Here is a 13,588-nt window from a genome sequence, read left to right on the forward strand (position 1 = left end):
GGTACTCACCTCTTTCGTATGGTTTGTTTGGTTACTTACCATTATAACGAAATTTGGGGAGGTACCCATTTTTTATTGTCTTGAATCCCTTGAAAATCAAGGGGTGAGAATTATGAAATTAACTCAATTATAATTCAATATCTACATATTTTAAATAAATGTAACCTAAGTTATCCGGCTTCATGTTTTTCACATGATCCTTTGCAACATATAGATTTGTGTAGTAATAAATTGGAGCTACTGGCATTTCATCAATAATAAGTGCTTCTGCTTGTTTAAGCATTGCAAGACGTTTTTCTTCATCCGTTTCTTGATTCGCTTCTCTTAATAGTTTCGTATACTCTGGGTTTTCCCAACCTGTATCGTTGTTGCCGTTTTCTGCAGAATCATATGGCTCTAAGAATGTGTATGCATCCTTAAAGTCTGCAATCCAACCAAGACGTCCAACTTGGTAATCTAAATTTGAAAGTTTGTCTAAGAAAACTTGCCATTCTGAATTATCAATTGTTGAGTTAATTCCTAAGTTTTTGCGCCAGTTTTCTTGAATGAATTGTGCGATTGCAGAATGCGCTTCACTTGTATTAATTGAAATTTTAATATTAATTTCGCTTGGATCTTTAATTCCTAGCTCTTTCATACCTTCCTCTAGAGCTTTTTTCGCTTCTTCAACATCATTATCTTTGAAGTAGCCGCGATCTTCTTCAAATCCTTTAATTGCTATTGGTACCATACCTAGTGCCGGTTTTTGTTCACCTTTTGTTACATTGTCGATTAATGATTGACGATCAATTGCAAGAGCTAAAGCTTTACGAATATTTTGGTTTTTCAGAAGTTCATCTGTTGTATTGAATTTGTACAAGTAAATGGCTGCATAGTCTTCGATATTTAAAATTCCCTCTGCTTTATATTGATCGATTGCATCCAACGCTACTGTTTGGTAAGGAGAACCTATGAAATCAATTTCACCATTATCAAACATTGTAGCTGCTGTTTGTTCAGATTCAACCATTGTTATATTTACTTGATCAAGTGCGACATGTTCAGCATCCCAGTAATCTGGATTTTTCTTTAATTTAATGTCTTTGTCGTGGTTCCATGAATCTAATAAGAATGGACCGTTTGTTACATAATCTTCTCCAGCTTCTGTGTACCATTTCGGATTTTTCTCCGCTACATTTTTATTTACTGGGTAATATGTTTTAAATGCAACTAATTCCAAGAAATAAGGTATCGGTTGTTCCAATGTTACAACTAAAGTTTTGTCGTCTTCCGCTTTCACACCAACATCTTCAGCTGTTGCTTCACCTTTATGGTAAGCTTCTGCGTTTTTGATTGGGTAAAGGATTGAAGCATATTCGGAAACGTTTTCAGGATTTAATACCCATTTCCAAGCGAATTCAAAATCATGTGCCGTTACAGGATCTCCGTTTGACCATTTATTATCACGTAATTTGAATGTATAAGTCAGTTGGTCATCGCTGACTGTAATCTCTTCTGCTGCTCCATTCACAACTTCTCCATATTTGTGAGTTGTTAACCCTTCAAATACATTAATGAGTATTGCACTAGAAGTGTTATCAGTTGCAAGTCCTGGATGTAATGAAGGCGGCTCAGAAGGAATCACTAAATTAATTTCTTTTTTCCCTGAAGAATCGCTTCCTTCCTCTTTGTTGTCACTTCCGCTACATGCACCTAGCACAAAACTAAGTGTTAATAGCGCTACTAAGAATAGCAAATACTTCTTTTTCATATTTTCCCCCCACTCATTTTTTCAATATTTCAGAAAAAAGTAATCATCAACATTTTTCTGAAATTTTGAATTTTCGATATCATGATATCAAATTTTTTTATTAAAATAAATAACTTTTTTTATTTTAATACTTAATTTAATATTATACTGATTTTAAATCGTTTTAATTGTACGAATATTCTTTTTTAGAAAAAAATTAAGTTTCTACTATAACATTTTTCAACTATAAAAATATTACATCATACAAAATGTTACTCTATTTCATTTTAATAACAATCTTAGCTTAATATGCTTATTTCTAAAAAATTCCTTGGAACATAGCTCTAGCTAATAAAAAAGTCAACCATGATTTTTCTTGTCATGATTGACTATTTTTTACGGAAAAGGTTGTTCTCAGTTATAAGTTTTTGGATTCCAAATGCTATTTTGGATTTCACACAATTTTCAGTCCGAGGGAAATCGAAAGTAAAAAGAAATCGGCCACGCATGAATAACCACAAATTAAAAATACACTACGAGAGGAAAAACCGGTTGAAAATGTAAAAGGAGAGTTGTGTTAAACAACTCCCCTTTAAATTAGAGGTTGAAAATTCTTTTATCTCAACCTCTTCTTATCTATTCAATATAACTCTATACAAATTGACGATTATTTACTAAACATCTTCACTAAATTAATGAGCGGTCGGTAGTTTTTGCCCGCAAGACCTATTACTTCTACAAACAATTCAATGGCAACTAAAATAACAGTGATAAGAAGAATTGCTCCCCAAAGTTTTGCCATAGAGAATATGATAGATGCAATTCCAAACATTACTGCAATTCCATAGATAATCAATACCGTTTGTCGATGAGAGAATCCCATTTTCATTAAACAATGGTGCAAGTGAGATTTATCTGGATCCGACCATTTTTGCTTATTGCGTACGCGACGCACGATTGCAAAGAATGTATCTGAAATCGGCACACCTAACAAAATAACTGGGATAATGAATGATACTAACGTTAAGTTTTTAAAACCTAACAATGAAAGCACAGCAATCATAAATCCTAAAAACAGTGCACCCGTATCGCCCATAAAAATTTTTGCCGGATGAAAGTTAAAGAATAAAAATCCAATCGTACTACATGCTAATATTGCAGCAACGGCAAGTACAAATCCATTGCCCATAATATAGGCCATCGTTGCAAGAGTAATTAATGCAATCGTTGACACGCCTGCTGCTAGTCCATCTAAACCGTCAATTAAATTTACCGCATTCGTAATTCCAACAATCCACAATAGTGTTAACGGAATACTCAATAATCCAAAATTTAAAATACCGTTATCAAAAGGCAAGTTAATGAAGTCAATTTGCACACCGCCCATAAAAATAACAATGGAAGCGGCAACAATTTGCCCTAACATTTTTGCCTTTGCACTTATTTGATATTTATCGTCTAAAATACCAGTAATAACAATTACCAAAGCACCTAATACAATCGATAAAGGCATTAATGAACTTTCATATCGAGGACTTTCCGGTCTTAGTATCGCTAGTCCTATTAAAAAGGATAAAAATATAGCTAAACCACCTAGACGTGGCATTATTTTTTGATGCACTTTCCGATAATTCGGTGCGTCCACAGCACCTATGCGAAACGCTAATCGTCTAACAATCGGAGTCAGTATTATGGACGCGACTAGCGCCACTGCTAAAGACACGTAAACCATGTCTATCCTCCTTAGAAAAAGAATTCCATTTATTATTAAACCTAAGATATTATAGCATGAATAAATAAGAAAACCTAGTCTTTCCTTTAAAATGTAATTAAATATCCAATAAAAATGAATCATCAATCAAATTACTATAAAAAGACAATATTGGAAATACTAATGATTACAATATCTTCATACTTATTTTCCCCGTGATTGAAGTAGTCATACATTCAAAAGTTTGATAGAATAACAAAGGTGTCTATATTTATTTAGACCACAAAAGGAGCGTAAAAAAATGTTCTCAATTTTCAAAAATAAGGAAAGAACAAGTAAACGAGAATTAAAACATTACTATAAAATAGTAGAAAAAATTAATCAACTCGAAGCTACATACTCATCGATGTCTGATGATGAGCTTAAAAATATGACTGTAAAATTTAAAGAACGCCTTGCAAATGGTGAAGATTTAACAAATATCATACCTGATGCCTTTGCTGTCGTTCGAGAAGCATCAAAACGCGTCCTCAACATGCGACATTTTGACGTTCAATTAATTGGTGGTCTCGTTCTAACAGAAGGAAATATTGCTGAAATGCCTACTGGTGAAGGGAAAACTTTAGTTGCTTCTCTTCCTTCTTATGTGAGAGCCCTCGAAGGAAAAGGGGTTCACGTTATCACTGTCAATGATTACTTGGCAAAACGGGACTTCGAATTAATTGGTCAAATTCACAAATTCCTTGGCTTAAAAGTTGGTTTGAACTTGCCAATGATGGATTTAGAGCAAAAGAAAAAAGCTTACAATGCAGACATTACTTACGGTGTCGGTACGGAATTTGGCTTTGACTATTTACGTGACAACATGGCTCGTAATGTGGAAGATAAAGTGCAGCGGCCATACCATTTTGCCATCATTGATGAGGTAGACTCTGTTCTAATTGATGAAGCAAAAACTCCACTTATCATTGCTGGAAAAACTCCTTCTCAAGAAGAACTGCACCGTATTGCTGCCATGCTTGCAAAAACCTTCAAAAAAGATGAAGATTATGAATTCGATGAAGAAACAAAAGCTACTTCTCTTACAGATCAAGGAATCGACAAAGTTGAAGAAGCTTTCGGCGTAGATAATTTATATGATTTAGATCATCAAGTATTGTACCACTACGTCATTCAAGCGGTACGTGCCCACGTGATGTTCGAACGCGACGTGGACTACATTGTGAAAGATGATAAAATTGAGCTAGTCGACATGTTTACTGGCCGAATCCTTGAAGGACGTTCTTTATCAGACGGTTTACACCAAGCCATTGAAGCAAAAGAAGGCGTCACGATTACTGCCGAAAATAAAGCACAAGCTCAAATTACCGTCCAAAACTACTTCCGTATGTACCCTAAACTTGCCGGAATGACTGGAACTGCAAAAACGCAAGAAAAAGAATTCATTGAAGTATACAACATGCGAGTTGTTCAAATTCCAACAAACCGTCCAGTCATTCGTATTGATCAACCAGACATCGTTTTCGAAACGCGGGATGCAAAATACGAATACGTAGCACAAGAAGCAAAACGACGCCAAGAAAAAGGACAACCAATACTAATCGGAACCACTTCTATTCTACAATCAGAAGAAGTGGCAAAATATCTAGATAAATATGGACTAGAATACCAACTACTCAATGCGAAAACAGTTGAACAAGAAGTGGAATTAATCTCTCAAGCAGGACAAAAAGGGCGAATTACGGTCGCAACAAACATGGCGGGTCGCGGTACTGACATTAAACTCGGAGAAGGTGTTCCAGAGCTTGGCGGTCTTTATGTAATCGGAACAGAAAAGCATGAAAGCCGTCGTATTGATAATCAGCTTCGCGGGCGCTCCGGTCGACAAGGAGATCCTGGTGAAACCCGCTTCATCGTCTCATTGGAAGACGATATGTTCCGACGTTTCGCTAAAGAAGACGTTGAAAAATTCAAGAAAAAAATGGTCGTTGATGAGAAAAAGCAAATTCAAAACAAAGATGTACAAGAATTAATTGACCGTACACAGCGGATTGTTGAAGGCGCTCACTTTGCATTGCGTGAATACAACTTAAAATTAGACGACGTCATCAATGATCAACGAAAAATATTGTATACTTTAAGAGATAAAGTTCTACACGAAGAAGACATTATCGAAATCATTCAAAAAATGCTCTTTGATGCAATCGACTTTGCTGTTCGTGATAATGCTGATGAAGAAATTGGCCAAGAAGAATGGAATTTTGATGCAATAGAAAATACATTAAACTCCTTCTACTTAGAGAAAGTCACATTAGACCGTACAGTAGTAAAAGTCAATCACATTTTTGACCAAGTAGAACCTGGTTACTTGCAATTAAAAGAATTTATCCAATCCTTCGAGAACGATGAAAGAGTGCTAAGCATTTCACAACAAGTAATGCTCGGCTTCATTGATCGCATGTGGGTAAATCACTTAGCACAAATGACATATTTAAAAGAAGGCATCGGCTTACGCAGCTATCAAGGTGAAGATCCAATGCGAATCTACCAGCGAGAAGGACTCAAGTTATTCGGTAAGAACTTCCAAGAACTTCGCGTCCAAATCGTTTCAGAATTGGTGAAATTTATGAACATTCGCCGAAAAGAGGAGGAAAATGAATAATGGGGCTTTTTGATTTTTTTAAGAAAACCGATAAAGTTGGAACAGACAGTGCAATCGACTCAAGTAATTTAATTGAAGGAATTGAAGAATCATCCGAAAAAAAATTAGTGAAAACAAAACTATCACTTCATCCGGATTGGAAAGTACCGCAAGAACAAAAATACGTGTTCAGCTTTTTAGCAAATCAATTAGTACCGTTACGTCCAAATCAATTGTCTCTTGCTGCCATTGATATCGATGAAGATAAAAAAACAGGAACTTGGTACGTGCGTGCGTTCTTCCGATCATCAATTCCCCACAATATTGAATTAGGGGAAATTGGACTGCTTATATTAGATAAAAACAATAAACGCTTAGCTGGAAAAATATTTGATTTTAAAGAATTGGGTACTCTCCCTCCAGAAAGCTGCCGTCCATGGGTATTCGTTTTTGAAAAGAAATATATCGAAACGGACGAACTTCCTGGCGAAGGTTGGAAAATTGTCTTTAACTTGAACACATTAAAAGAACATACACTGGATTTAGATGAATCTTGGAAAAAGCAACTTTCAATCGAACAACAAGAGTTGCTTGCAAAAGTTGTAAGTAAACTGCCAGAACTAGGCCATAATGAAGTGAATATTACAGGTTTACAAGCAAATTTACATGATGATAAGAGCTTATCTGTATCCATCTTCATTCGAAATGGAAATGATCGTGCAATCAATGTTGAACAATTACCGTTAGAAATAATTGACGCGAACGGTAAAAAAATTGCAAAAGGATCATTTACAATAGATCCTCCTTTAACTGTTAAAGCTCGTACAACGAAACCGTGGACATTTGTCTTCCCACCTGAATTAGTGGATGCAGAAGGTGCAGATTTATCTCGCTGGAAAGCTGTCGTACCACAATAAAAAAGTAACGCGTAGAGCAATCATGCTTCTACGCGTTTTTTGTATTGTATTATATCTTACAGCTAATAACATTTTTACACGGGTTAAAATTTAAACTTAATTTTAATAGGATTTGTTTCCGCTCTTTTGCTTTTCTTCAATTTATCTTTTTTCTAAAATTTTATTTTTGAACTTCTAAAGGTTTTTTGTATCTTTTCTTTTGGCGTTTTAATCCATTTCCTTTCTGTATTGATGCACTTTTTCTGAGATTAGTAAAATATTTCTAAATTTAGGAGTAGTTATTTACAGACAATTAAAAAGGGGAACCCACAAAAATAGGTTCCCCTCTGCTTTTTATTTTCCTAAAATAATATATCTATAAAATTTTAATTTCCCTCAGAAATCAACTCCACATCCGCCACACGCTTAGCCCCTACGAAACGGTCATACCAGTAGTATTGATCAAAGAAGTTCGATAAACTTACCCCTTCTCCTGTTTGAGCATGTATCATTTTACCATCACCATAATAAATTGCAACATGGGAGATTCCTAACCCTGATGTATTATAGAACAATAAATCTCCTGGCCGAATTTCACCAATCTTCACTGGCTCCCCAATCTCATACATTTCCTTTGCGGTACGGGGCAATTCTATCCCTAAATCACTAAATACTTTTCTGACAAATCCTGAACAGTCAAAGCCGCTTGTTGACGTTCCTCCATACAAATATCTTATCCCTAAATATTTAATTGCAGTCTCCCGCAATTCCGTTGAAGTAAAGTCTGTTGAATCCTTTTCCGTTGCACCAACTGCTATAGGAGAAAAACAAATGACTACACCAGCCACAGTTGCCAAAAGCAATTTTCGAATATTCTTTTGGAAAATGATAGTACCCTCCATCGTGAAGTAGTCAGAAATTTCAATCATAAAAAGTGTAACATGTGAGGGTTTGTAGTAACATTACAGTTCATTTACATTCACATTACATCAAACATTCACGATATCGGCTGTATAAAACTTGTTAACCGAGGCATTAAAGCTTCTTACTGTAATGAATTTGTAAATCTATTTTACGAATATATCAAAAGAGAATCTAAGAAATCCTCTATTATTGCGTAATATTTGTAACTTGAATTTTTCTATAATATTAAAAGGGTATTTTTCTACTTTGATAGAAGAAATACCCTTTTTAAAAACACGATAAAATTGTCAATTAATTCCTTTAAACCGTTTATATGTCACGAAATGTTTCTTCCAATAGTCATAATTAACGTTCGATACTTCTACTCCATTGTCTCCTGCATGGATGAATTTTCCGTCCCCTAAATATATCCCCATATGAGATATGCCTGTTTTGTACGTATTTTTAAAGAAAATCACGTCGCCAGGAACTGGGTTTTTTACTACAGTCGTATCTTGGTTAAAATAGTCTTCACTGCTTTTTCGCTGAATATCCAACCCTGCATTAACAAAAACGTACCGTACAAACCCAGAACAATCAAATCCTTCTGGTGTATTTCCCCCAAATAGATAAGGTACACCTAGTTGAGCATTAGCAATTTCCAACACTTTGTTATATATAGCTTGTCCTTTTTCTGAAGGATCCTTATCAATCATCTGTTCTTTTTCTAACTGTTTTTTAATTACTTCATCAACTAACAATTCATCATGCGGGGGATTCTTCACTTCATTCTCGATATTTTGGTTAGGTAAGTCTCCCTGCTCCTCATGATTTGGAGATTGAGAGGATGAATAAATTGTCAATATTTGTCCAGCATATATCACATCAGCAGAACTTAACTGATTCCAATTCATAATGTCTTCAACAGTCACATTGAATTTTTTGGAAATTTTTGTTAAAGTATCACCTTTAACCACTTTATATGTAATTTGAGAAGCAAGTTGTCTATCTGGAATATTTAATTTTGTCATTCTAGCTTTAGATAAAGTTTCTTTTCTCGTCTTAGAACGGTCGATATTCGAAAAATTATTAGGTAAAACGTTGTTTTTTATGTTAAAATGTTCAAGTGTTTTTTCGCCGCTGCTTTTACCACTCTCAGTAGATGCATAAGCACTTTGGGCGAAAATACAACTTGCCAACAAACCCGCACTTATTAATACAATCGACTTTTTTCGCCGGTACACCCTATCTCCCTCCTTATAAAAAGATTAACTATATCATACTTAATATTTCGGATAAAAACTAATAATTTTTTAGAAATAATTAAACATTAAGTAAGGAATTCTTAAAATATCCAAAAATATTATTTGTCTTTTTCGACGATAGATGATATAATTCGACATTGTTACCGTTCTAATTATTTATTATTTTTAGAAATTTTCCGCTATTCGAAAATAAAGGAGAAAATGCAACTATGAAAAACTTAGGAGATCTTGTAAAAAACAATTTAGCTGTGGGATTTATGTTATTTGCTCTATTTTTAGGAGCTGGTAATATTATCTTTCCGCCACTATTAGGGCAACAGGCAGGAGAAAACATCGTACCTGCAATGATTGGTTTCCTTATAACTGGAGTGGGGTTACCACTTCTAGGTATCGTAGCTGTTGCAAAGAATGGCGGGGATTTGCAAGAAGTAGCTAGTCGTATTCACCCTTGGTTTGGTGTAATTTTTACATCAGTGGTTTATTTATCAATCGGACCGCTTTTTGCCATTCCTCGTACAGGAGCAGTTACATATGAAATCGGTATTGCTCCGTACTTATCTGATGCACAAGCTGATAGCTGGGTACCATTATTTATAAGTTCATTTATTTATTTTGCTATTAGTTTATATTTAGCATTAAACCCAACAAAATTAGTTGACCGTATTGGTAAAATATTAACACCAGCATTGTTGATTGTCATTCTGTTGCTTGCACTAAAAAGTGTGATTACTCCATTGGGTGCTCTTCAAGAAGCAAATGGAGATTATATTACAAAAGCCTTTTCAAAAGGATTTGTTGAAGGTTACTTAACAATGGACGTGCTCGCTTCCCTTGTATTCGGAATCGTTGTCGTGCAATCCATTCAAGCAAAAGGAATCATAGATCGTACTAAACAAGTAACCATTACAATTTTTGCAGGAATTATAGCAGCCATTGGATTAGCATTTGTTTACGTTTCTTTATCATGGATTGGAGCATCAAGTCCATCAGCCATAGGCTATTTTAATGAAGGTGGTAGCGTTATCTCTGCTGCATCCAAAGCATTGTACGGTAGTGGAGGAAGCATCATTTTATCATTAGTCATCATTCTTGCTTGTATCACTACTTCTGTGGGATTAATTACAGCGAATGCCACATATTTCGCTAAAATCTTCCCAAAAGCATCTTATAAATTATTAGTTGTGATTTTTACAGTATTTTCATTCTTCATTTCCAACTTTGGATTAGCGAAATTAATCGCGATTACTTTACCAGTTTTATTATTTATTTACCCTATTGCAATCGTACTCATGTTTATGGTGATGTTCGATAAAGCTTGGAACCGAGCACCAATCGTTTACAGTCTTGCTCTAATTGCCACTGCTTTTGTAAGCTTATACGATGGAATTCAAGGGGCAGGATTTGAAATTAATTGGTATGCAAATATTATAAGTTCATTACCATTACACAGTCAAAGTCTCGGATGGTTACTTCCTGCAATAGTTGGATTAGTGATTGGTTGGGGGATTCATTTAATTACTAAATCTGCAAAACATGCTAAATAATTAAACTGTCTGAAAATTCATATTTAGATAAATCCTTTGCGGTGAGACTACCGCAGAAGCAAAAATTTAGTAAAAATCAAGATATTGAAAGAATAAGGGTGTTTAGAAAGTTTTAGGCTTTCTAGACACCCAATTTATTGTTACAAAAATATTTCAAAAACAACGAACTTTTCGTTTTAATTACACTTCAATGTACATATGGTGTATTAAAGAAGACAAACTATTCTATTCTTTCATATACATATAAAATCCTCAATTTCTGTCTTTTCTCCACTAAAGATTTACATAATCTACGATGTTAAATTATTTATATTTCGTTTCTCTTGGGAAGGGCATCTCAATCTATTTCCTCATTATCCTTCTCACTCACCAAGAAACAACCAGACTCTATCAAAATTTTACAAACGTATTAAAATTCAATTCTATTACGAAAAGTCAATTGCTATAATGGATATATCTAGAAAGAAGGGGTGTGCTATATGAAAAAATGGTTTCCAATAATCTCTATGATTTTTCTATTTCTTGCAATGCCATTCAATGTACAAGCTGCAACAACATTGCAAGAAATAAAAGAGATTGTCAAAAGTGAATATGTGGGCGAAATAAATGGAAATATCGATCAAGCGAATACCATCAATGAAATAATGGAAATGCTTGATCCATACTCCAACTATTATACCCCTGAACAATATGAAAGCTTTATCAAAAGCGTTGATATGAAGCAAATCGGTATTGGGGTTGTGATTCAAAAACATGAAAACGGATTGTTAATTACGGACGTATTAGAAAATGGAAGTGCTTACGAACAAGGGTTAGTAGTTGGAGACATCATTACAAAAGTCAATTCAATATCCCTTAAAGGAAAATCAGTTGAGGAAGGCCAGTCATTACTTTTAGGAAAAGAAAATACAACGGTAAAGCTTGAAATTTTAAAAGAAAATGGTACAACCGTTGTAAAGCAATTGACACGTAAAGCTTTCTCAATACCAAATACCACGAGTCAAATTCTATACGGAAATATTGGCTACATACAGCTTCAATCATTTTCTGAAGATGCTGCTGACCTTGTCAAAAAGGAATATGAAAAATTAACCCAAAAAGGTGCAACTTCCTTTATTCTCGATTTGCAAAATAATGGCGGCGGTTATGTAGAATCTGCCGAAGAATTAATCGCTTTATTTAAAAACGCAATGTTTGCATACAAAGTCAAATATCAGGAAGGCAATACACAATATTATTTATATTACGATCGAGATCATTATAAATATCTATTAGAGCCAGACGGTACTCTGTTGGTAAACTTACCTTATTTTGTGCAACCAATTTTTGATAGTAATACGAAAGTACTTGTCAATCGTTATAGTGCAAGCGCTTCTGAAATGACAGTCGCTGCTTTATCGGATTATGACGCTGCTGTTGTTTATGGTGAAAAAACTTATGGAAAAGGCACGATGCAAGGGTTTTATCAATTATCAGATGGCAGTTATTTAAAATTAACAATAGGAGAATTTTTCGGCCCAAAAGGAACAGTCATTCGCGATCAGGGAATAATGCCACATATTAACACAAATTCAAATCCTATTTATCAAGCACACTTCGATGCAATTGCAGAAAATCTAGTAAACTATAAAGAGTTGAAAGCATTATTAGATGTTCCGACGACGAAAACATTTAATATCACATTAAATCGTCCATTAGGTGCTATAAATGAAAAGGATGTTGAATTAGTTGAATTAGGTGGGAATAAAGTAGATGTTAATATATTAACGGATGGGAATCAATTAATTGTGACACCGAAAAAACCGTTGAATGAAGGTGGAGAATATATGCTTCTCATTCATCCAACATTAAAAGACAATCAAAATCATCAACTGAAAAAAGGTGCTTACTTGCACATAACAGTAAAAAAAGAATTTTAAAAGGAACATCTAAAATGAGTCATATTTATTGGAGCGGAAAATAAATAATGGCTCATTTTTTATGTTTATTTAAGGAACCAAAAAAAATAATCCTTAAAAAGTTAAACTTTTTTAAGGATTCCAATTGATGAAGCAATCTAGTATTGGCAGAACTTTTCTATTAAGGTCCATCATGTAATTTATCTTTATCTACATATTAATTCTTTAGCAAAATAAATATTAATGAGTTCGGAAGCTAATTGCTCCGGCTCTTTTTCTTTTGTAAACAACATCGTTAGTGTAAGCCGCTCAATAGCACCAACAATACTGTTTATAAAAATACGAATATCATGATCCGAAAATTCTACTCGTTCTTTTAATTTTTCCTCAAGAATTTGTGAAAAGATGTTTTTTAATTCCTCCGACTCTTCTGTTTGGTAGAAACCGATTTTTGTCAGGTGTGGATTACTGGCGAAGAATTTAAAAAGAGCTGTAAAGTTTGTTTGTAATTTTTCGATGAAATTATCTTCATTCCCCACATTGATACGATTTACATTTTCTAAAAATTCATTTCTAAATTGTAATATCAAATCATTATATAGTGATTCTTTATTTTCAAAATAAAGATAGAATGTAGGTTGTGTTAAATTAGCAGCCTTTACGATATCGCTAATTTTAGTTTCATGATACCCAAATTGTGAAAATAATTCTATCGCCTTTTCTTGAAGTAATTTTTTACTTTTTTCTCCACTAGAGTTGACTTTTCGACCCCTCGGCAACTGGACTACCCCCATTCCAAAAACGGTGTGTTGAGTGTTGTGTAAGAATGAAATCGGCTCTTACGGAATTATATTCTTTTAAGAAAAAAGTCGTTTGTTGACAATATTTCCACTACGTAAAAAGTGTTTTAGTAATATAACGTTTCGAACTTTTCGTAAGAGGCATTTCATTTTATTATTAAATCAAGTTCATTATAAAATGGAAATACTTTAAATTGAAGA

General features: G+C 34.1%; 9 protein-coding genes. 4 read left to right on the top strand and 5 right to left on the bottom strand.

All coding sequences use genetic code 11. The annotated features are described in order from the left end of the window. Window positions 1-127: 127 nt before the first annotated feature. Complete coding sequence (locus tag HF990_RS07635) at window positions 128-1,750, bottom strand: peptide ABC transporter substrate-binding protein (RefSeq protein ID WP_168412338.1); 1,623 nt, start codon at window positions 1,748-1,750, stop codon at window positions 128-130. Between the two features lie 646 nt (window positions 1,751-2,396). Then, window positions 2,397-3,461 carry a glycosyltransferase family 4 protein gene (locus HF990_RS07640; RefSeq protein WP_016837967.1) on the bottom strand — a complete coding sequence of 355 codons (1,065 nt, stop codon included), beginning with the start codon at window positions 3,459-3,461 and terminating at the stop codon, window positions 2,397-2,399. A 280-nt stretch (window positions 3,462-3,741) separates the two neighbouring features. On the opposite strand from HF990_RS07640, the gene secA2 reads away from it, so the two are divergent. Then, entirely contained in the window at window positions 3,742-6,102 is a 2,361-nt protein-coding gene (gene secA2, locus HF990_RS07645) for an accessory Sec system translocase SecA2 (RefSeq protein ID WP_016837966.1), read from the top strand. After that, window positions 6,102-6,998: an accessory Sec system S-layer assembly protein gene (locus HF990_RS07650; RefSeq protein ID WP_168412339.1), complete on the top strand. Its 897-nt coding sequence runs from the start codon at window positions 6,102-6,104 to the stop codon at window positions 6,996-6,998. Before secA2 ends, HF990_RS07650 begins: the two co-directional genes overlap by 1 nt. A gap of 365 nt (window positions 6,999-7,363) precedes the next feature. Here the strand turns inward: HF990_RS07650 and HF990_RS07655 are convergent, their stop codons facing one another. Continuing rightward, the gene (locus HF990_RS07655; protein WP_247595854.1) at window positions 7,364-7,906 is read right to left on the bottom strand and encodes a C40 family peptidase; all 543 of its coding nucleotides are present in this window, start codon (window positions 7,904-7,906) and stop codon (window positions 7,364-7,366) included. A 282-nt stretch (window positions 7,907-8,188) separates the two neighbouring features. Continuing rightward, window positions 8,189-9,124: a C40 family peptidase gene (locus HF990_RS07660; RefSeq protein WP_016837963.1), complete on the bottom strand. Its 936-nt coding sequence runs from the start codon at window positions 9,122-9,124 to the stop codon at window positions 8,189-8,191. A 230-nt stretch (window positions 9,125-9,354) separates the two neighbouring features. On the opposite strand from HF990_RS07660, the gene brnQ reads away from it, so the two are divergent. Continuing rightward, a complete protein-coding gene (gene brnQ, locus HF990_RS07665; protein WP_168412340.1) occupies window positions 9,355-10,689 on the top strand; it encodes a branched-chain amino acid transport system II carrier protein in 1,335 nt (444 codons plus the stop codon). A gap of 479 nt (window positions 10,690-11,168) precedes the next feature. Then, window positions 11,169-12,608: a S41 family peptidase gene (locus HF990_RS07670; protein WP_168412341.1), complete on the top strand. Its 1,440-nt coding sequence runs from the start codon at window positions 11,169-11,171 to the stop codon at window positions 12,606-12,608. Between the two features lie 185 nt (window positions 12,609-12,793). Here the strand turns inward: HF990_RS07670 and HF990_RS07675 are convergent, their stop codons facing one another. Next, window positions 12,794-13,366 (bottom strand): TetR/AcrR family transcriptional regulator, encoded by a 573-nt coding sequence (locus tag HF990_RS07675; RefSeq protein ID WP_016837960.1) that lies wholly within the window; start codon window positions 13,364-13,366, stop codon window positions 12,794-12,796. Window positions 13,367-13,588: the final 222 nt, after the last annotated feature.

The sequence above is a fragment of the Ureibacillus thermosphaericus genome (assembly GCF_012396605.1).
Lineage (GTDB): Bacteria > Bacillota > Bacilli > Bacillales_A > Planococcaceae > Ureibacillus > Ureibacillus thermosphaericus.